We start from the raw sequence: 22676 nt of genomic DNA, 5'->3' as shown, positions 1-22676 counted from the left end.
CTTGTGTTTATTTTCCTTCTTTTTTATAGTGTTTTAGAATAATTTTAACAATTACTAAATATTTTTTAAGCACTTTGTTCAAATGCTTGTTCTAAATTATCTACTTTAATTTTAAATAATTTTTGTAAATGAGTTTTTTTGGTTTGATTTCCAGAGTCTATAATCTGAGCTAATAAAATAAGTGCAGTAATTGCTATAAAAACAAAAATTCAAGCAACCGGTACTGAATAAGCCCCAATGATAATTAGCAATCCAAAGAATAAGTTTCAGTCACTCATTCCAATATAACCTTGTGCTACTGGATTATTTAATCCATCTGCTATGGCTACATTAGATAAAAATTTAGTAGCAAAGGAAATTGTTATGATTTCTAAAAATCCTATTAAACCTGGAACAATAGCTGCGGCTTTTCAACCTCCTGATGCATTTGCATAAATACCTAATGATCCTGAGTTAAAAAATAAAGTAATAAATAATGGAATTGCTATATTTGAGTAGGAATTTCCTGGAATTGCTGAAACTCCTATCATAATTCCTACAGCTAAAAATTGACCTATTACTCCTGAAACAAATCCATATGTTACTGAGTTAATTGAAAACCCGTATGTTGCTGCCACATCGACAGCTACTACTGCTCCTGGAATGATTTTTTCACTAATTCCATGAAATGATTGTTGAAGCTCTGTAATGAACATTCTAACACCTGTTATTATTACTAATAAAGCAGCTACTATTTTAAGTGCTCCTCCGATAATGTTAAAAATGAAGTTAGCTCCTCCATATAAGTTTCCATTTCAAGAAGAAAGTCCTGAATCTTTAGTAAAGCCTATTAAATTTTCATTTAAAACTGGCTTGCTTGATCCTTGAATGATAACAATAAATAAAATAACAAATAAAACAAAAATAATTAAAGTTTGAGTAAAGATATTGTCTTCAAAAATCTTCAAATATGAAGGTAGTTTTCTATTTTCGGCTGTATCTTCTTTTTTACCAAAAAATCTTCCTAGTTTGTATGAAGTTAAAATTCCTAGCATTTGTTGATGTCCAACAGCAAATCCTGCATTTTGAGTAACTAAATTAGTCGGTTTTAAAGTAGCAGTAGTTGCAGTTGCTCAATAAATTCCTAAAAATAGCCCTGAAATTAGAACTAAACCTGCTTGTGAACCAGCTGAAAGTTCGCCATCTACAATTGGAATTTGTCTAAATAATAAAACATATAAAACTGAAGTAACAACAGCTGATTGTTGAAGCATAATATGCCCTGTAATCATTAATGAATTTGTATTAGTTCATCTTTTTCCTGCTACAAATATAATGTTTACTATAAAAGCAATTAATAAAGTAAAAGTAAATAAAGAAGAATAATCAATTCCTGGTTTAATAACCTCTGAAATACGAGCTAAAAAATCTTGTGATTGTGATAAAGAAAAATAAGGATCTAAAGGAATAATTTCAGCTGAAGAACCTAATTTTCTAACAGCTTCAAATACTGGTTTTGCAAGCCCAACTAAAGCTCCTGAACCTATACCTAGAAGTAAAAATCCTATAGCTGTTTTTAATGCTCCAAGGAAAGAATCCTTGATTCCTCTTCCTATTATCATATAACCCGTAAAAACTATGGTCGCTAATAAAATCGGAGTTATTGCTAAAAAGTTTGAAACATAAACTGTTTTAATCAAGAAAAGTCCAGCACCAGATCAAGCTTGTGATGATCAAGGTTCAATGCCTATTGCTGGTTTAGCTGCTTTTACTAATAAAGTTACTAAAATTATAATTAAATTAGCCACTAAAAAAGCAAGTCAACCAATTAAAAACTTTTTCTTGCTGGATAAATTAATCTTTTTCATTTGTTTAAAAATGAAGCTCCTTATTGTATAAATTAGATTTTAAATGTCTTTTTGATATCTAAAACTCTTTGTGGTAAAGAATCTTTATTAAATTCTCTTTTTTCATCAAAGGTTAAAATTTCACGTGGATTGTTGATTAGCATATCATCAATTGCTTCTTGTGAAACTCCTACTTGTTTTAATAAAGGAATAAAACGATCAAATAAATATCCTAGTCCAAAAGTGAATTTTCCTTTTTCAATTCCATAATGTCTTTGGTATAAAATTCTACCTGCATCTAAAGATAAAGTAATGTGTTTTTGATAACCTTTATCTACTAAGTATTTGATGTTTTCAGCTAAAGTAGAATCTGTATAGTACTTAACTCTATCTGGTCCATCAAAACATAGACTAACACCTAGTTCTTTTATGATTTTTTCATAATAGAATTTATCAGGATTTTTATTTAAGTGTGAAAGTTGAATTTTTCTTGGATTTACACCAAAATCAATTAAATATTGCGCAGCCTCATAAGCCATAGTTCCTAATTGAGTATGAACTAAAATTGGAGCTCCGGTTAAAATTGAAGATCTAGCAGCAACTTCTAATGATTTAAATTCTAAACGATCAATAGCTGCATAGCCTGTTCCTGCTTTAATAATTCCAGCCTTTGCTTTAGATCTTTTAACAACAGGTCCGCTGTAGTTGTACTCATCCATTCCTTCTTCTATTTCGGCTACAATCATTTTTACTATTTTATCTGTTGGAGCTAAAGCAAGTCAAGAAGCTCCTTTGTCATAAAAAGCTGCTTTATGAAATCCTGTTGCCATAATAATGTTAGCTTTTGATTCTAATTTTTTCGCTATATCTAACATTTGGTATACATCACGACCTACATTTGGTGGGTCCATTGTAACAACAGTTTTTCCTCCTTTTGCTACATATTCAAGCATTTCTTTTACTGCAGCATCTTTAGACATCATTATGAAATCTGGATGCTCGTGTGCTTCTGGTCCATAATTTTTAATTAAGTGATCATGGCAATCTGCCACACCTAATTGGCTAGGATTTATATCACCTAAAACTGTTCTTGCAAATTTTTTCATTTTTCCTTTCTTTTCTACTTTAAAAGCTTTTGTGTAGAAAATTTTTATTTAAATATTTGTATTATATTACATTTTAAAAAGATAATTAAAAGTTAGAAAATTTCGGAATATTATTGAAAAATTTTTAATTTCATTTTGGTAAAAATCCAAAAAGAAATTAAAAAAATTTCCTTCATTTTGAAGGAAATTTTAATATTTATGTAGCAAAGAAGTAAATTATATTGCAACAAAAACTGGTTCTATTCGGGTATATTGGTTGATTTGTGGAAGATTTTGATTTTGTCCTTGTGTTTGTGATGGTTTTTCTATTTCTAAAACAAAGATGTTAAAAATAAATGAAGCAGGAAGTTGTGTAGAAGTAGCGCTTCTTCTAATTGTTGCTCTAAGATCAGAAGGAGTTATAATTGAAAGTTCTAAATTCCCTGTTTTAGAATTAAGTTTAATTTTTGAAACTTGAAAATCAGGTAAGTCATCAAATGTAGTTCAATTTGATGGAAAAGAAAATCCTGTATAAATAAGTAAATCTTTTTTATCAAAATATGAACTGCTTTTGTTTTGGGTATTACTTGCTTTAATTTTTTCAGAAATTTCTTTAATTTTTTTATCCAAGGAATCAGGAGTTTTAATTATATTTTTTAAAACTGGAAAATAAATTTGACTTCATAAATCTCAGGTTTCTTGATTCTGTATAATAAATGTATCTTTTCCATCTATATCAGTATTATAACTTTGTCTTAAATTAGCTTTTCATTTAGCAAATTCTTCGTTTGATTTAGGATACTCACCATTTATCATTTTATATGCTTCTTTTTGAAGTATTTCTGTTGAACTAATATGAATATCTTGATCCTTAGGGTCTGAATTTGATGAATAATGTTTTTTTGTATTTTCAGATATTTTATAACCAATACTAAATTTACTTATATCTGAAACTTTTACATTTTCTGTTTCTAAATTAACTGTAGATCTATTTTTTAAAGCTATAAAAGATAACGAAGATAAAGCAATGATAGAAAAAGAAGTTAGCAAAATAAGAATGTTTTTCTTCTTAATTTTTTTAAATAATTTCAACATAATACTCCTTATTTTAAATTTTGTTATATAAAAATATTGTTTTTATTATCTTCTTTAAAAAAACCTTCTATATCGTTAGTATTTACTTTTATTGAGCTATCTTCTAGTAGTCAAATTCGTGTTGCTAATCTTAAAATTTCTTCTTTATGGTGTGAAACAAATAATAAAGTAGCATTATATTTTTCTTTATATTCAAGGATATATTTAACTAAATTTTCTCTTATAAAATAATCTAAATTGTTATATAACTCATCTAAAAAAATAATTTTAGGTTTATTTAAAAATAATTGTAAAATTGCTAATTTTTGTTTTTCCCCACCTGATAAACTAGCTATTTTTGTATTAAAAATATTTTCTATTGCAAGTAATTCTATTAAATCTTGATAATTTTCTTGTGCTTCCTTTGTAAGCAAAGTGAGTTGAACTACTGCTAAAAAATCTTTAACTTTTATATTATTGACTCTTTTACCTTGTTGTTCTAAATAACCAATATGATCTCAAGGATGTTGTGGATCGTTGTTAAAAAGTTCTATATAACCTTTATCTGGTTCTTGAGAACCTGCTAAAATATTTAACAACAATGTTTTACCTTTTCCATTTCTTCCTAAAATAGCTATCGAATCACCTTCATATATCTCAAGATTCACATTTGAAAAAATGATTTTTTTCTTGAATGTTTTTGAAACATTAACTGCTTTTAATTGAATTTTACTCATTTTGCTCCTTTAATTAAATTAGTAGATAAAACACAAACATTCAAACTCACTAATACTATCGGATAAACAATTACATCAACATAATTAAATCATTGCTGGCTAAAAAAATTAAAATAAGAATTTTGTTGAGTGTCTTTAAAAAGCAATTCTACAGGTCTAACCAAAAAATTAGTAGGTACTAAATAAGTTAAAACATTTAAAAAAGTGTCTGTGCTTTTTGAATATCTATCTCCAAATAATTGTTGTATTTGTAAAAATATTTTTAGTGCTATTCCTATTAAAAATAATCCGCAAAATAAAATGTAAAAAATTAATAAAAAAAGTCAGTATTTTTTTGCTTTGATAACAAAATAAATTAAAGGTAATGGTGAAAAAAATAAAGAAATTAAAAATGGTGTTACAAACATGTAAACAAAATTTACTGGTATAAATGATCTTATTTTAGAAAAGGCTATTAACAAGGAGAAAAATGCAAAATTGAATATAAAAATAACTACGAAGAAAAATAATCAAACTAACAAATAACTATAATCTTTATAGTGATAAATAAAAAATTTGTACAGATAAGAATTTCTTTTAAATTGTGAAATAATTCATAAAAATAAATGTAATAAACATATGTTAGGGACTAAAATAATTGGAATTACAAAAATATTTTGTATCGCAAGCTGTGCTTGAAATTCAGCGCTAAAATTTGAACTTGAATCTGTTTTTGTTGGTTCAATTCCCGTTGTGACTAATTGGATAAACAAAATTTCCAAAATTAGAATTAGAAAAAAAGGTAAGAGCAACAGCATTAGTCCTTTTATAGACTTAAACATTAAAGTTAAACTAAATTTATAAAAAACTTTTACCACTATATTGTCCTTTCTTTATTTGTTGTTGGTTTGCTCATTTAACACTACTTTTGCTGAAATTTTACCAAAAGGAATATCAATATTTAAAATTTCAATTTGAATGTGTTGTCCAAGTTGGTATTTGTAAAATTTATTAGCTAAAGTAAAACCATCATCTGAAAGAACAAACTCTTCTTTTTCATTGGTTTGTAAGTCGCTGATATGAACTAAAACATCTACATTATTTTCTAATTCAACAAAAAAACCAAACTTTTTAATTGAAGTAATTTGTCCATTGAATTTCTCTCCAATTTTAGTTGAAAAAAACTCTGTTTTTTTAATTGAAACTATTTTTCTTTCTAAAGTTTGTGCTCGCTGTTCAAGCTCAGATGTAGTTTTTGACTGAAGTTCTAAAATCCTTTCAAAATGAAGCACATCTTTTTTGTTTTCAAATAAAAAATGTCTAATTATCCTATGTAAAAGAAGGTCAGGATATCTTCTTATTGGACTTGTAAAATGACTATAAAATTCAGAAGCTAAACCAAAATGCCCATGATTTATCGGAGAATAAACTGCTTTTTGCATTGTTCTTAAAATCATTATTTTAATGAAATTATCAAGTCTTTGTTCTTTTATTTTTTCTACTGCATCTGCAAAAGTTTTTGAACTTAATTGATAAGGAATGACAACATTTACACCTAAAGATTTTAAAACTCGATTAAATTCTTCAATTCTTTCAACATCGGGTTTATCATGAATACGATAAATTAGTGGAAATTTCTTTTTGGCTAAATATTCAGAAACATTTTCGTTTGCTCTAACCATAAAATCTTCAATTAAAGCTTCGGAAATTCCTGTTTTTTTAACTTCAAGTGCTTTAGTATAACCTTCTTCATCTAAAATTACTTTTGTCTCTTCAATATCAAGATTTACATAACCTTGATTTTCTTTATATTTTCGTAAAATTTTTGCTAATTCTAAAGCATTATCTAACAGTGTTTTTACTTCATTTGTAAAATTATTTTCTTCATTTTTATAGTATTTATTAACTTGATTATATGTTAATCTAGCTTTTGAATTTATGACAGAAGGATATATTTTTACATCAACATTATTTCCTTGAGAATCAATTTCAGCTTCCATAGTAATTGTGTATCGATCAACATTTGGATTTAAAGAACAAATTCCATTTGAGAGTTTTTCTGGAAGCATCGGAATAACCATGTTCGGTAAGTAAATTGAAGTACCTCTTGTAGCTGCATCTTCATTTAAAAATGTATCTTCTTTTACATAGTAACTAACATCTGCTATGTGAACACCCAATCTGTAGTTGTTATTTGCAAGTTTTTCTACTGAAATTGCATCATCAAAATCTTTTGTATCATCTCCATCAATAGTCACAATTGTATTTGATCTTAAATCAATTCTATCTGCGTCTATTTTAGCTATAGAATCTGGAATTTGAGCTAATTCTTGTTCTACGTCGGTTGGAAAATTAATTTCAACTCCGGATTCAACTAGTGGAACTTGTAAATATCAGAATTTTTCTTTTTCATTGGCAATGTTTTTAACTAAAGCTATTTTCAAGATATTCTTACTGTATTCTACAATTTCAACTTTAACATACTCATTTAAAATTAAATCTTTTGTAGAAACTCATCTAAAAAATACTTCATTTTTCAAGCTATTATATGGTTCAAAATCAAAATAATCACCATTTTTTATAACTTTACCTATTAAAAATTTAAGCTTGCGAGTAATTATTTTTGTAACTACTCCATAAGTTTTATCACTTTTAATTTCATCTTGATAAACATTAATTTTTACTTCATCTTGATCGTGAGCTGAAGCAGTAAATTTTGCTGGAATAAAAACAGAATCGGAGCTTTCTTTTAATTCTACAAATCCATAACCTTTTTGGGTTGCTCTAAAAATTCCGATATGTGAACTTAAAATATTTGGACAAAAATAAAGTCCTTTATTGTTTTTAAAGATTAAATTTGATTCTACTAAATGTGATAAAAAGCTTGTTAATTGAGGGTTTTCTTCAAAAAAAATATTGAATTTTTTTGCAATTTCAATAAAACTTCTTGGTTTTTTTAAAAAGTTAAACAGTTGTTCATTACTAATTTGCATTTTTGACTTTCCTAATTTAGTTGGATTTTATAATAATCTAATAATTAAAGCAAGTGTTAAAAATAGCAAACCACAAATAAACATTGCTCATTTGGTAAATTTTCTAAAGCCTCTTTCTTTTGAAACCTTAAATAAATCTAGATCACTAGATCCAACAAGAGCTCCTGAAAATGAGTTTGAATGTGGAGACATTAATAATGAGAGTATCATTATACAAACTGAAAAGATGATAATTATGCCTAACAATATTTCTTTTAACATTTTTTCCTTAATTTAAATTTTATATTTAATTATATATAAAAATTAAGATTTTGTTTTCATATTGTAATAAGTTCTAATATTAGAATCTAGATTTTCGTCAACTGGAGCTATAAAAGAATAGTGAATGTCAAAAGTTGGGTCTTCAGGAAAATCTTCAGGTCTCTGACCAAAAACTGTTTGTTTTGGTTGCTGTGAAAGGTAAATATTTAATCCGAATAATGAAGATCTTTCTTCTGCTTTTGCAACTAATTGATCAAAAGTTAATGTTGGATCTTGTTCTGTGGCTTGAACAATTCCATTTTCATCTTTAATCAAAAATCCTTCTTCTTGTGTAGGATTATCATTTTCATCTAAAAGTTTAATAGTCTCTACTTCATCATTAAAATAAGTCTTTTTAAAAAACTCAAAAGTATTTATAAATGAAGGTGTATAGTTAATAAAGTCAAAATTTGCCAAATTAGGTAAGTTCTCAAAATTTAAAACATAACCATATTTGAATTTATTGTCATTTTCATCTTTATATTTTGTTTTTTCTAAAGACATTTGTAGCATTTGGTCTTTTGAATAATCTTCACCTTTGTAAACTGAGTTGTATAAAGTTTTATATAGTTGATTTACTACATTTGTTTCTACATCTTTTAATATTATTCAACCATCTAATAATGTTAGATTGTTTTTAGGTCTAATAATGTTTAAAGTTTTTCCATCTTCAAGTCATTCAAAATTATCTTGACTATAATGAGCATCCAACGCATCTCCATTATATATAAAACCAACTTCTGGTTTTTTTTCAATATCAATTAAAGTTGTTGCTAATTCAAGTCCTGAAGAATTGTAGTAATTAAACTTTAAGTCTTCAAAGTCTTTGCCAGTAATATCTTTAATGTAACTTACAAATCCATCAATTTGTTGTTTGTAATTATCTTTAGTAACTACCCCAGAATAATTTCCTACTTTTTCTGAACCTAATAATAAATTATCTCTCATAGCTTCTGTTCATTCGAAATATTTATAACCATATTCTCTTAGAGTTTTTCCAATTCCTGCAACTGACTGATCTAAAAATTCAATTCCTTTGTCTTGAATCTGTTCTTTATTTTCTTTATATTTTTGATTTTTTGCAAGCTCAGGTTTTATGTCATAAACTTTATTATTTTTTTCGTAATCACCTATTGTGTAAGCAATTACTTTATCTTGTGTGTAATATGGGATAAAAAATTCTCAAAAACGATCAGCAATTCCATCTTTGTCTGTATCTATTTTGTTTCCTTCTTTATCTACTAAAAATTGATCATATTCATCAATATGTTTTACTACTTCTGGTCTAATTAAAGATTCAAAAGTGCTTCTTTTTCTTGATAAAACAGCCTTTTTTTGTTCTTGATTTAAAGAAAAATAATTTTCAGGTGTTTGAAAACCTTCTTTTAATTTTTCATTTTCTGAATTTTCAAAAAGTTTATATCAATCAATTTTTTGAATCAAGTTTTTTTGTACTAATCTTGCAATTTGAAAATCAGAACCTACACCTCCTATTGTTCTTTTATCTTCAATGGCTTTGGTAAATTCGGAAACATCACCAAATTCTCTATAATCGAAGTCTTTTTCAACTTCTTCTCTTCCTGCTTGAGAAATATAAGCTTCATAATTCATGATCAAAGGTTTAAATGGTAACTGAATTTTTGCTGCTATCATTAATGAACAAATAAGAAGAAAAAAGAAGCCAAAAATACCTCATTTGTACTTAGATTTGAACTTAAATTTCATTTCTACCTCTTTTATCTTTTTTTAATTTATATCTAATTCAAAATACGTTTCCAACTACTATTAAAATCAACATAATAGCACCTAATAATAATGCTCAGGTTTTAAAAGTTCCTTGATAAAGTAAGGTTCCTACTGTTTGTGAATTTGAAGTAATTTTAGTAATAATAAAATCATCAAATGATAAAAAGACAACAACAACTGAAGTTGAAATAACAGCAGGAATCATGTATTTTAAGTAAATTAAAAATCAGGTTTTGAATTTGTTGTATCCTAAGTCTTGAGATGCTTCAAACAAAGTCTTAGAAAATTTTTCACTTCTAGGATAAAGAAGCAAAATACCATATGGCAAAGTCATTACAACATGAGAAACTATTGCTCTGATTAAACCTTCTTTTGTAGCTATTAATGTTCCAAATAACAAGGATAAAATAATTGCCATCGCAACAGCTGTTATAACATCTGGATTAATTAATGGAATATTTGAAGAAAGATTAACATAGGATTTTACACTTTTATTTCTTTGTTTTCAAAGCGCAAAAACTGTAATTAATGAAATTATGATAACTATTAGTGTGGTAGAAATTGCTATAATGATTGAATTTACTAAAGCAGAAGCAAATGAAACTTTAGCTAAATCACTAAAAGCTTGTAAAGAAAAACTATTTCAAGTTGTGGAAATAAAACCTTTTTTTGATGGAGCATTAAAAGAAAATACTGCACCAAAAATTATCGGAATATAAAACAAAATTAAAATTATTCAAACATAAGATTTTTTAAGTATTTCTTTTTCTTTGATGTAGTCAATTATTTTAGTCATGTTTTACTCCTTTTAATTTCATAATGGCTATCGGAACGAAGTAAATTAGTCCATAAATTCCTAATAAAACTAAAATCGTAATTAAAACAAGTGAGGAAGTTTTGGCTAAATCAAAAGGATTTGTAAGATTAGCACTGTTATTAATTAAGTTTCCGATTAGTTGGTTTTGTTGTCCACTAGGTAATAGTTTGTCTGAAATTACAATGCTAGTTGCTGCCATTAAAAATACTAGAGCAATACCTGAAAATATAGCTTTTAAACCATACGGAAGAGCTACTTTAATTAAAGTTTGAAACTTATTATAACCAAGATCAGCTGAAGCTTCTAAAAGGTTTTTGGACATATCTTTAAACACTGTATATAAAGGAATAACCATAAATGGAAAATTTAAAAATACAAGCCCAAGAAGCATAAATCCTTGATTATTCAAATCACCATCGTCAAAAATTGCTACAAAAAGTGCTCTTAAAGAAAAGACTTTTGCAATTGTAAAAATAACTAATGGTGAAATAATTAGAGAAATTGAATAAATTTGGAAAGCTTTCGATTTGTTAAAGGAAACAAAAAAAGCATAAGGAAGGGCAAAAACTAAACAAATTAAAGCTGTTAAAATACCTAAATAAATTGATCTTCAAATTATTAATCAAGTACTTGATTCTCTAACAACTGAAAAGTTTGTTGTAACACTTTGATGATTGTTTTCAAAATCAACAGAAACAACTGATTTTATAAACAACAACAATAAGGGAATTACTATAAAAATGAAGCTAAAAATAATGTAAGGCAAAGAAAGTGATAGTCTTAAATTTCAAGAATTTTTAAAGTCAAAAAAGAACTTTAATACTTTATTTTTAAAGGATTTAGCTTTCATTTTTACTCTCTTTTTCCATTAAGTGAATTGCATCTAAATCTCATTTTAAAAACACTTCTTGACCTACATCATAATTATCATTTGTTTCAACATAAATAACTTTGTCTTGTACTTCAATATCAACAAAATAATATGAACCTTTGTAGGAATTTTTTATTACTTTTCCTTTAAAAAATCCAGAATGTAAGTCAATATCTATATCTTCTGGACGAATTAAGGCATCAACTACTTGATTAATTTGGAATTCTGAATGAATGGTAGGAATTTCTTTATCTAAAAGTAAAACTTTTTTATTGCCTAGAAATTTAACATCAAAAAAATTAGAATCACCAATAAAATTTGCAACTCATTTATTTATCGGATAATCATAAATGTTTTTGGCTTTATCATATTGCTCAATTTTTCCATTTCTAATAACAGCAATACGATCTGAAAGTTGTAAAGCTTCGTCTTGATCATGAGTTACAAAAACAAATGTAAGACCTAATTTTTGTTGAATATCCTTCAAAAATACTTGCATTTTTTGTCTAATCTTAGCATCTAAAGCAGAAAGAGGTTCGTCCAACAAAACTATTTCAGGCTCAATTACTAAAGAACGAGCAAGAGCTACTCTTTGCTTCATACCTCCAGAAAGTTCGTGAATGGATTTGTTTTCATTTCCTTTTAAACCTACTAGTTCAATTATTTCGGAAATTTCTTTTTCCATTTCTTGTTTTGTTATTTTTCTTGTGAGATATTTTTTTTCAAATGCCTCTACTTTGGAACTAACAAAATTTTCTCAATATGAATATTTAAAATCTGAATCATCAAGTCAGTTTTGATATTTTTTCTTGGTTTTTAAGTCTACTTTTGGATCTTCAATATGCTTTTCATAGTCGGTTTGAATTTTGTTTAATTCTTCCATTTTTTCTTTAGCTTTTAGGCTTCATTTCTTCTTATATTCTTCTAAACGCTTCAAAGTTAATGGATTAATTTCTTCTTTATTTAAAGGATATCTTTTTAGTTTTAAACCAAATTTTATATTTCCTTTAACAGAAAGATGAGGGAAGAGAGCATAATCTTGAAAAATTGTAGCTGTATCTCTTTTGTGAGGCGGGATGTCTTTAATATCTACACCATTAAATTTAATTTCTCCTCTAGTGGTTCACTCAAAACCTCCAATTAGTCTTAAAATTGTTGTTTTTCCTGAACCTGATGGACCTAATAAAGTGACAAATTCACCTTTTTTGATGTCTAAATTTATTTGATTTAGTATTTTTTTACCATCAAATTCTTTTTCTACATCAACTAAAGAAATTAAAATTTCTTCTTTTTTAAAATTAGTCATTTGAAACCTTTCAATATAATAATTTTGTAAAAAAATAAAAAATTATTTGATATTAATTTAAAACTTCATTATATAAAGGATTGCAACCCCTTCTCTAATGAAGAGAGATGGGGAACTTGTCGAAAGTATTTTGAGTTACTTCAACCAAATAAAAAGCTAATGCACAATACATTAACTTTAAAGATTTATATAACTTAACAATGTCGTTTGGTAACTCTAAAATAATCATAGATAGCAAAAAATTATAGCAAATTTTTAAAAATAAGGGCAAAAATATTTTAATATTTTTTATTCTTCAAATTTAGGTCCAAGATTTTTATTTTTTGTGTACATCAAGCAAAAAAATATTGAAAATTATTTAATAAATTGGTGAAAAAATAGTATAATTTTATTACACTTTTGGCAGATGTGGCGAAGTGGTTAACGCATCGGGTTGTGGCTCCGACATACGCGGGTTCGATCCCCGTCATCTGCCCCATTTTTTTAGATTATTTCTTTTTTTAAAAAAATGGTTTGTAAAAAAGAAACTAAAGAATACTGTAAAATCAGTATTTTTTTTATAAAAAATCAAAGAAAAAGTTAATTACCTTCATTTTTGAAGCATTTTTGTGTCTTTATACATTTTCTTTTGAACTGTTATTTTAAAAATTAATAAAAAATAATATAATTTTAAAATATATATAATAAGAACAAAAAAGCATCAAGGAGACGAAAATGTCAAAAATTTCAAAAATTAAAGCCAGAGAAGTTTTAGATTCAAGAGGTAATCCAACTGTTCAAGTTGAAGTTTGAACTGAAGCTGGAGGATTTGGTAGTGCTATCGTTCCTTCTGGAGCATCAACAGGTACTAGAGAAGCTTTAGAACTAAGAGATTCAGGAACAGCTTATGAAAAAAACTGATTTGGTGGAAAAGGTGTACAAACTGCCGTTGATAACATTAATAAAAAAATAGCAATAACTCTTCAAGGACACTGTGTTTTAAATCAAAGAAAACTAGACAAAATGATGATTCAATTAGATAACACAGAAAATAAATCAGCTTTAGGTGCTAATGCGATTTTAGGTGTATCTTTAGCAGTAGCAAAAGCTGCGGCTGATGAACTTAAAATTCCATTATATCGTTATTTAGGAGGGGCAAATGCTCATCAATTACCAGTTCCTATGTTGAACGTTATAAATGGTGGAGAACATGCATCAAATACACTAGACTTTCAAGAATTTATGATAATGCCACTAGGAGCAAAAACCTTCAAGGAAGCTTTACAAGTAGCTAATAAAATTTTCCACACTTTAGCTAAATTACTTAAAAAAGCTGGGCATGGAACACAAGTAGGAGATGAAGGAGGATTTGCACCAAATTTAAGATCTCATGAAGAAGCTTTAGACTTTTTAGTAGAAGCTATCAAAGAAGCAGGATTTACACCAGCAAAAGAAGGTGAAAATGCTGTGGCTATAGCAATAGATGCAGCTGCTTCTGAACTTTATCACAATGGAGTTTATACATTTAAAAAACTTAAAAAAGCTATTGAAGAAAAAAGAGAAGGATTTGAAGGATCAAGGGTTCAATTTACCACTGAAGAAATGATTCAATACTTTGGACACTTATTCCACAAATATCCAATAATTTCTGTTGAAGATGGTCTGGCTGAAAGTGACTGAGATGGTTTTGTTGAATTTACTAAACAATTTGGTAAAACACACCAAATAGTAGGAGATGATTTAACAGTTACAAATGCTAAAATTCTTGAACAAGCTATCGAGAAAAAAGCTATAAATTCTATATTAATTAAACTAAACCAAATTGGAACTGTTTCTGAAACATTAGACACAATCGAGTTAGCTCACAAAGCAGGATTTACTTCAGTAATTTCTCACCGTTCAGGTGAATCTGAAGATACAACAATTGCGGATTTAGCTGTTGCTGTAAATGCAGGTCAAATTAAAACTGGTTCACTTTCTAGAACAGATAGAATTGCAAAATACAACAGATTATTAGCAATTGAGGAAGCAATTCAATCTACTGCAGAATACAAAGGTGAAAAAGTTTTTTTCAACATTAAAAAATAAGTAAATTACAGTTATTAATATAAAAAACATCAAAAAAATGAGCAGATCCCCTTTTCTTAGAAAAATAGAAAAGGGGATTTTTTATGAAATATTCATTAGAATTTAAATTAGAATGTGTAAAAAAACAAAAAAGGAATTGAAATTAAAAAGCCCGATTTTGCTAATACAAGTCAGAAAAATTTTTTAAATCAAGTAAATTTTTGAAAAAAAATTTATGACAAATTAGGAGTTGAAGGACTTAAGAAAAAACCACGAAATAAAAAGTGAACTATAGATCAAAAATTAAGTGTTGTTAAAAGATTTTTAGCTGGTGAACCAATTGTTAAAATTTCACTTGAAAATAATCTTAATCCAAGTCAAATATCTTCTTGAACAAAAAAATATTTAGAATCGGGGATTAGTGGTTTAGAATTAAACAAAGGAAGACCAATAATGAAATCAAAAATTCTTAATGATAAACGTTCAAAAGTTTCAAAAAATTTAAATAGTAAAGATCAATCTAATTCTCTAACATCTGTATATGAAGAACTCAAACTTCTTAAAGAAGAACTCAAACATTTTAAAAAAGAGAAAAAAAACTTTGAAAAAGAAATTAAACTTTTAAAAAAGGAAAATGAAGTACTAAAAAAGTGAAAAGCCTTGGTAGAGATCTTTGACTCAAATCAACCAAGGCAAGAAAAAATAAAAAACATTTATAATAGAGTAAAAGCTGACAAAAATCTTCGCTTAACTCAAGTATTAAAAGAGTTTTCTATTCCTATATCTACTTTTTATTATGAACTCAAAAAAGAAGATTTTGACAAGAAAAATGAAGAAATTATAAGCCAAATGAAGCTTATTTTTGATGAAAATAAAGCAAGATATGGAAAAAGAAGAATAAAAGCTGAACTTAATAATAGAGGCTATAAAATTGGACTTAAAAAAGTTCGCAGATTAATGGAAAAATTCGATCTCAAAGCAATTTGTTCTGATGAAAATACAAATCTTACAAAGGAACTGTAGGCAAAATTGCAGACAATATTTTAAATAGAAATTTTGTCGCAACTCAACCAAATCAAAAATGAACTACAGATGTAACTGAATTTAGCGGTTCATTTGGAAAAGCATATTTATCACCAATTTTAGATATGTTTAATGGTGAAGTTATTGCTTGAGATTTGTCTACAAGCGCTAACAACCAACAAATTAGAAAAATGCTTCAAAAAGCTTTTTCCAAACACAAAAATCTTGAAGGTTTAATTTTTCACAGTGATCAAGGTTGACAGTATCAACATAGACAATTTTCAGAAAAATTAAAACAAAAAGGAATAATTCAGTCCATGTCTCGAAAAGGAAATTGTTTAGATAATAGCGTTATTGAATCGTTTTTTGGAACATTAAAAAGAGAATGTTTTTATGGTCACGAAAAAGAATTTTTAACTTTTAAACAACTTCACAAAGCAATTGCAAATTATATTTATTATTACAATCACAAACGAATTAAAGACAAAATAAAATGAATGTCTCCCATTAAATTTAGAGAAACATTCATTTCAAATTATAATTAATTAAAACACTCAAAAATTTTTTGAAGAAAAGGGTGCCACCTCATTTCAAGTGTTTTTTTGTATTAATGCTTAAAATTTTATAAAGCTTTTAAAAGTTGATCTAAACTTCTATATCCAACTAATGTATTTACTAATTTTCCAAATTCGTAAACTAAAATAGTTGGTGTTCCTTGAATACCTACTTCACGTGTGTATTCCATATCATTGTGAATATCTACTTTATAAACTACTACATCTTTTTTTTCAACTAGTTTTTCTAAAACAGGTTCTAGCATAATGCAAGCTCCGCAATTTTTTTGGTGAAATACAACTAGTGCTTGTTTATCGTTTGTTATTGCTGGGAAAATTCCAGATTTTGTAGTTTCTTTAATTTTTGTTGACATAATTAAAAATACCTTTCTTTTTAATACTAATATTATAATTTAAAAAACAAATATTAATAAGCTTTTGCGAAGATTACAAATCTATTTGTTGTTTTGTTAGTAAAGAAACATTTATTGTTAATCTTTTTTAGTTCATTAACTATTTCTAAATTAATAGGTATACAACGTGTTGTAGCTCCTGTTTCTGCTTGTATTTGTTCTTCGATTTCTTCATTTGCTTCAAAAGGAATAATAACAAATTTATTTTGTGCTATTTTGCTTTTAAATTCTTCATAATTTAAAGCGGTGTCAAGATTATTAACTAACCTTGTTTTTGCTTGATTATATAAATTATTTTGTATATCATCGAGCAAAAATTCTACTTTTTCAAACACTTTTTCAACATCTACTTGATATTTTTCTAAAGTATCACGTCTAACTAAAGTTACTTGATTTTTTTCTAAATCTCTTGGACCTACTTCTATTCTCAATGGAGTTCCTAAAACTTCAGATCTAGATGCTTTATAACCTGGTTGATTATCTGAGGCATCAATTCTTGGTGTAAATTTTGTTCTTAATTTCTCAAAAATTTGTTGAGCTGTCTTTGAAACTATAGGATTTTTGTTTGAAAAAAGCACTAAAATGTCGATTTGAACTGGAGCAATTTTAGGTGGAATAATTACACCTCTATCATCTCCGTGTGTCATTATCAATCCACCAATTAATCTTGTAGAAACTCCTCAAGAAGTTTGATATGGATTTTCAAACTCATTATTAGTGTTTTTAAAAATAATGTCAAAGCTTTTGGAAAAATTTTGACCTAAATAATGTGAAGTTCCACTTTGTAAAGCCTTTCCGTCTTTCATCATAGCTTCAACGGTATAAGTTTCTACAGCTCCTGCAAAACGTTCTCTTTCTGTTTTGTTTCCAACTATAACTGGGATTGCTAGATAATTTTCTATAAAGTCTTTATAAACTTCAATCATAGTTCTAGCTAATTTTTGAGCTTCTTCAGCATTGGTGTGAACTGTGTGTCCTTCTTGCCATAAAAATTCAGTAGTTCTTAAAAATGGATTTGTGTTTTTTTCTCATCTTAAAACTGAAGTCCACTGGTTATAAATTAAAGGTAATTGATTATTATTAGCTAATTCTTTTTTAAAGCAATCTGCAAAGAGAACTTCAGATGTAGGACGAACATAAAGTTCTTCTGCTAATTTCTTTTCACCAGCGTGAGTAATGGTTAATAATTCTGGCGCAAAACCTTTAACGTGTTCTTTTTCTTTGTTTATAAAACTTTGTGGAATTAATAGTGGGAAATAAACATTTTTTACATTATGTTGTTTAAAATATTTATTTAAATTTTCTTGAATTTTTTCTCAAAGAGCAAAAGAATTGGGTTTAAAATATATAGTTCCTTTGATTGGTCCATATTCCATAAATTCAGCTTGTTTAATTACATCTACATATCACTTTGCAAAATCTTCATTTCAAGGAGTTATTTTTTCTAATTTTTTCATTTTATTCCTTTCCTCTTTTTAAAAAATTAGTATTTATATTATATAAAAAAAAGTAAAACTCAAAATTAAGAGAGTTTTACTTTTTGTTTTCATTTAAATGATTTTATTATTATTCTGAATAATTATTCAATAAATTTATGCAAACGAAAGGCAATTTACATAAATGGAAATTTATTAAAATATAAAGATAGAAAGGAAACAAATAATGATTTATAAAGTTCCAAATAAAAAATTTAATAAAGTAAGAAAATTCTTTTTTAGATCTTTTGTCCAAACTTAAATATTTAAAATATAGAAAGGAATGCCAAATGCTAAGAAATAGGGTTAAAAATTAATATCAAAAAGGACTGTTAATAAAACAATGTAAACACTTTTAAGTTTTAATAAAAATAACAACTCTGAAAATGATATAAGATTTGAAAATGAAAGGGTTAGGTTGATTTAGTTCTTGGAAAACTTTTGATCTTGATTAATACAAATATATATGAAAGGGAGTTAATGTATATGAATAAATTAAAATTCTATGTAAATAAAAATTAAAATATAAAAAGGAATTTGCTCTTTGTAAATTTATTTATAAAATTTCTGCAATTTAACTTTAATTTTAAAGTACGTACTTAGTTACAAAAAATAGCAATAATGTTTTAAGCCATAAAAATTTCGAAGTTTTACTATTTTAACCTGATTATATTTTAATTTTTTTGTCTATAAATTTAACTTAATGAAACTATATAATTTACTTTTTAACAAAGGAACTCTAATATTGGAAAATCAACAAAAATTAATATATTTAGCTAACCTATATTAGTTCAGTTGATATTAGAGAAAAATTATTTTTCTTATTACTTAATAAACACAATATTCATAAAAAATAAAATAATTTAATAATATAATGCGCAATAAATACTATTTTTATTTTATCTTTTACTTTTTTATATTTAGAAGTAATTTTGATTACATATATAAATTTAGGATTTAATAAACCATGCAAAAAAATAGTTTGTTTAATGTTAATTTATAAATAATTTTGAAAAAAGACAGTAATAAAATCTTTTTTACAAAAAAAATCAGTCAACTCTTATAAAAATTATTTTTAATAAAAGTTAACTGCAGTGAAATTTCATATGGCTGCCCCAGTTAGATTCGAACTAACGCATGACGGTACCAAAAACCGTTGCCTTACCGCTTGGCTATGGGGCAAAATGGTGGGGGGTGAGGGATTCGAACCCCCGAATCCGAAGAAAGTGGGTTACAGCCACCCGCATTTGGCCGCTCTGCAAACCCCCCGGATATTGCTTAAAAATAGTTTTTATTTCTGAAGCAATATTAATTTTAACATAAAAATAATTTTTGTCAAATATTTTTTTATTTTAATAAATATTTAGCCACATTTACAAAATAAGCTACACCATAAGCTAATGTTTTATCGCTAAAGTTATACTTTGAATTATGTAAAGGTGCATTTTCACCTGTCGAGATAAAAGCAAATACTGTTTTTGCTCCTTCACGATAGCAAGAAAAGTCTTCTCCTCCCATAACTTGTTGGCTTCAAGAAACAAAATCTTTTCCCAATTCTTTTTCAGTTAACGACTTAATTTGAATATTTAGTTTCTGATGATTAATTACGGCTGGTGAACCTCATTGATTTATATCTAATTGTAAATTGTATTTTTTAGCTGTGAATTTCGCAAATTTATCTATTGCCTTTTTGTACATTTTTGTACTTTGATCATCTACAGTTCTGAATGTTCCTTTAATAAGTGCTCAATCCGGAATAATATTTGGAGAAGTTCCAGAACCTGTACTTATGTGGCAAACTGAAATTACAGAACGTTTATCTGAAGGAATCATCCTTGTTTTTATAGAATAAATGCTATTAATTAATTCAAGTGCACCAGGAATTGGATCTATGGATCATTCAGGAGCAGAACCATGAACACCTCTACCTGTTAGCTTGATTTCGAAAGAATTCATTGAAGCCATCATAGCATCTTGATTTGGATAAAAAGATAGTGTTCCTTCTTGTGCTGTTCCAATTGCTGGGCTATGGCACATTCCATGAAGTCCTATAATATAGTCAAATTTATACTTTTTAAATAACCCATTATCAACTAGTTCCTGTGCACCAAAACCTATTTCTTCTGCGCACTGGAAAATCATAATAATTGTTCCTTTAAAAGGTTTGTATTTAGCTAAATATTTTGCTGCACCTAGCGCCATTGTAATGTGTCCATCGTGACCACAAGCGTGCATAATTCCTTCATTTTTTGAAGCAAAAGCAAGTCCTGTTTCTTCTTGCATAGGCAATCCATCTATATCTGCTCTGATTCCTAAAGTATGTCCTTCTCCATTTTTTAATGTAGCAATTATTGAAGTTTTAGACAAGCTTCTATCAATTTCAAAACCAAAAGATCTTAGTAATTCTTCAATTTTATCAGCGGTTTTAAATTCTTGTTTGGAAAGCTCTGGATGTTGATGAAATCAATGTCTAGTATCTTCTAATCAAGTTTGCATTTCGTTTTTTATTTTATTAATTAACTTATCGTTTGTCATAATTGGTCCTTTGCTGTAATACTATAATTTTAACAAATTTTAAAAAGTCGAAAGAAAAAAGCAGTTTTTTAACTGCCTTTTCTTTATTTTGTATGATGTATTTTTAAAATTTTTTCAACTTCAGATTGTCTATCTGCTTCTTTTACATGTTCTCAAAGATGTTTATATTTGTTGTAGCTTGTATTTGAAATTAGTTGTTTTACTTTCAAAATACTACTTGCTGACATTGAAAATTCATCTAATCCCATACCTAATAAAATTGGAATTGCATAAATATCACCAGCCATTTCTCCACACATTCCAACTCACTTATTATGTTTGTGAGCACCATCAATTGTTAGCTTAATTAGCTTCAAAATTGAAGGATTTAAAGGTTGATAAAGATGTGTTACTTTTTCATTCATTCTATCTGCTGCCATAGAATATTGAATTAAATCATTAGTTCCTATTGAAAAAAAATCAACGTATTTTGCTAACTTATCTGCAATCATAGCTGCTGCTGGTATTTCAATCATAATTCCAACTTTTATATCGTCTTTAACATTAGGAAATTCTTGTTTTACTTCTAAAAAAGTTTTATCAAAAATTCTTTTTGCTTCTAAAAACTCATCGACTGTTGCTATCATTGGAAACATAATCGCAAGATTTCCAAACTCAGAAGCTCTTATCAAAGCTCTTAATTGAGTTTCAAAAACATCTGTTCTGTCTAATGACAAACGAATAGCTCTATAACCTAAAAAAGGATTTAGTTCTTTTGCAAAATTATAATATTTTAAAATTTTGTCCCCTCCAATATCGAGAGTTCTGACAACAACTTTTTTATTATTCATTTTTTCTAAAACTGTTTTATATGCTTGAAATTGTTCTTCTTCTGTTGGTCAATTGCTAGCATCCATATATAAAAATTCGCTTCTAAAAAGTCCTATTTCATCTGCATTATTTTTCAAAACTGCTTCTACATCTTCTACATTTCCGATGTTGGCTGCAATTACTACTTTTTTACCATCTTTAGAAATTGACTCTTTATTTTTATAGGTTTCTAATTCTTTTTTTATTTGAGTATATTCTTCATATTGCTTGTTGTACTCTAAAATTGTATTTTCAGAAGGATTAATAACTCCAACACCAGTATCACCGTTGATAATTACTATATCACCGTTTTGTACTTTTTCAGTTATATCTTTTAAAGCTAAAATAGCAGGGATTTCTAAACTTCTAGCCATAATTGCTGAATGCGAGGTTCTAGATCCTATGTTTGTTAGAAATCCTTTAACAAATGAGTTTAATTGAGCTGTATCAGATGGAGTTAAATCATTAGCTACAATAATTACGTCTTCAGAAATTAAGCTTAAATCTAATAAATCAATGTTTAATAAATTTTTGATAATTCTGGTAGTTAAATCCTTTATATCTAAAGCTCTACCTCTCATATACTCATCTTCCATATCTAAAAACAAATCAATGTATTTTCTAGCAACTAAATCAGTAGCATAAACAGCGTTTTCTTTTTGAGAAATTAATTCAATAATTTCATCATTTATCATCGGATCGTTGGCAATTAAAATGTGAGCGTCTAAAATGTCTAATTCTTCTTGTTTTAGCTTGTTTTTTGCTCTTTCTTTAATAGATTCTATTTGTTGAATTGACTTTTCTAAAGCCTTCTTATACAAAGAAATTTCTTTTTCTATATCTTCAATTTTAGTTTCATCAATTTTGGTATCAACTTCTTCAATTTTGTAAACTTTGGCTTTCACAACTCCTGAAGAAGCTCCAATACCTTTAAATTCTATATTTTTCATAATAATCCTCGTTTCAAAAAATGATTATTTGAATTATAAAGGAAGAAGAAACAAAAATTGAAAAAATAAAAAAGGAAAAGAAAAATAAAAAATAATG

General features: G+C 27.0%; 19 protein-coding genes, 3 tRNA genes and 1 other annotated feature. Of the genes, 4 read left to right on the top strand and 18 right to left on the bottom strand.

What is annotated here, in order from left to right; genetic code table 4:
- Positions 1 to 65: 65 nt before the first annotated feature.
- From HF996_RS01400 to HF996_RS01350, 11 genes are all read right to left on the bottom strand, one after another.
- The gene (locus HF996_RS01400; RefSeq protein ID WP_168910300.1) at positions 66 to 1847 is read right to left on the bottom strand and encodes a PTS ascorbate transporter subunit IIC; all 1782 of its coding nucleotides are present in this window, start codon (positions 1845 to 1847) and stop codon (positions 66 to 68) included.
- Between the two features lie 32 nt (positions 1848 to 1879).
- A complete protein-coding gene (locus tag HF996_RS01395; RefSeq protein ID WP_168910299.1) occupies positions 1880 to 2932 on the bottom strand; it encodes a phospho-furanose lactonase in 1053 nt (350 codons plus the stop codon).
- Between the two features lie 216 nt (positions 2933 to 3148).
- Positions 3149 to 4006, bottom strand: coding sequence for a hypothetical protein (locus tag HF996_RS01390; protein ID WP_168910298.1), 858 nt, complete (start codon positions 4004 to 4006; stop codon positions 3149 to 3151).
- 23 nt (positions 4007 to 4029) lie between these two features.
- Positions 4030 to 4722 carry an ATP-binding cassette domain-containing protein gene (locus HF996_RS01385; protein ID WP_168910297.1) on the bottom strand — a complete coding sequence of 231 codons (693 nt, stop codon included), beginning with the start codon at positions 4720 to 4722 and terminating at the stop codon, positions 4030 to 4032.
- The gene (locus tag HF996_RS01380) at positions 4704 to 5474 is read right to left on the bottom strand and encodes a hypothetical protein (RefSeq protein ID WP_168910296.1); all 771 of its coding nucleotides are present in this window, start codon (positions 5472 to 5474) and stop codon (positions 4704 to 4706) included. The genes HF996_RS01385 and HF996_RS01380 overlap by 19 nt, the downstream gene beginning before the upstream one ends.
- A gap of 120 nt (positions 5475 to 5594) precedes the next feature.
- The gene (rnr, locus tag HF996_RS01375; RefSeq protein WP_168910295.1) at positions 5595 to 7694 is read right to left on the bottom strand and encodes a ribonuclease R; all 2100 of its coding nucleotides are present in this window, start codon (positions 7692 to 7694) and stop codon (positions 5595 to 5597) included.
- 27 nt (positions 7695 to 7721) lie between these two features.
- Positions 7722 to 7955: a preprotein translocase subunit SecG gene (gene secG / locus HF996_RS01370; protein ID WP_168910294.1), complete on the bottom strand. Its 234-nt coding sequence runs from the start codon at positions 7953 to 7955 to the stop codon at positions 7722 to 7724.
- A 42-nt stretch (positions 7956 to 7997) separates the two neighbouring features.
- Positions 7998 to 9719, bottom strand: a complete 1722-nt coding sequence (locus tag HF996_RS01365; RefSeq protein ID WP_168910293.1) for a spermidine/putrescine substrate binding protein — start codon at positions 9717 to 9719, stop codon at positions 7998 to 8000.
- Complete coding sequence (locus HF996_RS01360; protein ID WP_168910292.1) at positions 9709 to 10536, bottom strand: ABC transporter permease; 828 nt, start codon at positions 10534 to 10536, stop codon at positions 9709 to 9711. Before HF996_RS01360 ends, HF996_RS01365 begins: the two co-directional genes overlap by 11 nt.
- Positions 10529 to 11407, bottom strand: coding sequence for an ABC transporter permease (locus HF996_RS01355; RefSeq protein ID WP_168910291.1), 879 nt, complete (start codon positions 11405 to 11407; stop codon positions 10529 to 10531). The genes HF996_RS01360 and HF996_RS01355 overlap by 8 nt, the downstream gene beginning before the upstream one ends.
- Positions 11397 to 12734 (bottom strand): ABC transporter ATP-binding protein, encoded by a 1338-nt coding sequence (locus HF996_RS01350; RefSeq protein ID WP_168910290.1) that lies wholly within the window; start codon positions 12732 to 12734, stop codon positions 11397 to 11399. Before HF996_RS01350 ends, HF996_RS01355 begins: the two co-directional genes overlap by 11 nt.
- A gap of 402 nt (positions 12735 to 13136) precedes the next feature.
- Between HF996_RS01350 and HF996_RS01345 the strand changes: the two genes are divergently transcribed.
- A tRNA-His gene (locus HF996_RS01345) sits at positions 13137 to 13212 on the top strand.
- Between the two features lie 236 nt (positions 13213 to 13448).
- Entirely contained in the window at positions 13449 to 14801 is a 1353-nt protein-coding gene (eno, locus tag HF996_RS01340) for a phosphopyruvate hydratase (protein ID WP_168910289.1), read from the top strand.
- Positions 14802 to 15013: 212 nt separating this feature from the next.
- Here the strand turns inward: eno and HF996_RS04200 are convergent, their stop codons facing one another.
- Entirely contained in the window at positions 15014 to 15220 is a 207-nt protein-coding gene (locus HF996_RS04200) for a hypothetical protein (protein WP_442929190.1), read from the bottom strand.
- Between the two features lie 13 nt (positions 15221 to 15233).
- Here HF996_RS04200 and HF996_RS04195 point away from each other — a divergent pair, with 13 nt between their 5' ends.
- Positions 15234 to 15803: an IS3 family transposase gene (locus HF996_RS04195; RefSeq protein WP_442929189.1), complete on the top strand. Its 570-nt coding sequence runs from the start codon at positions 15234 to 15236 to the stop codon at positions 15801 to 15803.
- Positions 15413 to 15499: a sequence feature (ribosomal frameshift element), on the top strand. Its footprint overlaps the gene before it by 87 nt.
- A complete protein-coding gene (locus tag HF996_RS04190; protein WP_442929188.1) occupies positions 15764 to 16348 on the top strand; it encodes an IS3 family transposase in 585 nt (194 codons plus the stop codon). Before HF996_RS04195 ends, HF996_RS04190 begins: the two co-directional genes overlap by 40 nt.
- 77 nt (positions 16349 to 16425) lie before the next feature.
- On the opposite strand, the gene HF996_RS01330 is transcribed toward HF996_RS04190, so the two are convergent.
- From HF996_RS01330 to ptsP, 6 genes are all read right to left on the bottom strand, one after another.
- Positions 16426 to 16731, bottom strand: coding sequence for a thioredoxin family protein (locus HF996_RS01330; protein WP_168910288.1), 306 nt, complete (start codon positions 16729 to 16731; stop codon positions 16426 to 16428).
- A 53-nt stretch (positions 16732 to 16784) separates the two neighbouring features.
- Positions 16785 to 18227 carry a proline--tRNA ligase gene (proS, locus tag HF996_RS01325; RefSeq protein WP_168910287.1) on the bottom strand — a complete coding sequence of 481 codons (1443 nt, stop codon included), beginning with the start codon at positions 18225 to 18227 and terminating at the stop codon, positions 16785 to 16787.
- A gap of 1125 nt (positions 18228 to 19352) precedes the next feature.
- A tRNA-Gln gene (locus HF996_RS01320) sits at positions 19353 to 19427 on the bottom strand.
- A gap of 3 nt (positions 19428 to 19430) precedes the next feature.
- Positions 19431 to 19514: transfer RNA gene (locus tag HF996_RS01315), tRNA-Tyr, on the bottom strand.
- A 78-nt stretch (positions 19515 to 19592) separates the two neighbouring features.
- On the bottom strand, positions 19593 to 20780 hold the full coding sequence (locus HF996_RS01310) for a M20 metallopeptidase family protein (RefSeq protein ID WP_168910286.1): 1188 nt from the start codon (positions 20778 to 20780) through the stop codon (positions 19593 to 19595).
- An 83-nt stretch (positions 20781 to 20863) separates the two neighbouring features.
- Entirely contained in the window at positions 20864 to 22579 is a 1716-nt protein-coding gene (gene ptsP / locus HF996_RS01305; RefSeq protein WP_168910285.1) for a phosphoenolpyruvate--protein phosphotransferase, read from the bottom strand.
- Between the last annotated feature and the right edge of the window lie 97 nt (positions 22580 to 22676).

The organism is Mycoplasma sp. 1654_15, from assembly GCF_012516495.1.
Classification (GTDB): domain Bacteria; phylum Bacillota_I; class Bacilli_A; order Mycoplasmatales; family Metamycoplasmataceae; genus Mesomycoplasma.
The sequence above is the reverse complement of the archived record's forward strand: the minus strand, read 5'-3'. Positions and strand labels throughout refer to the sequence as shown.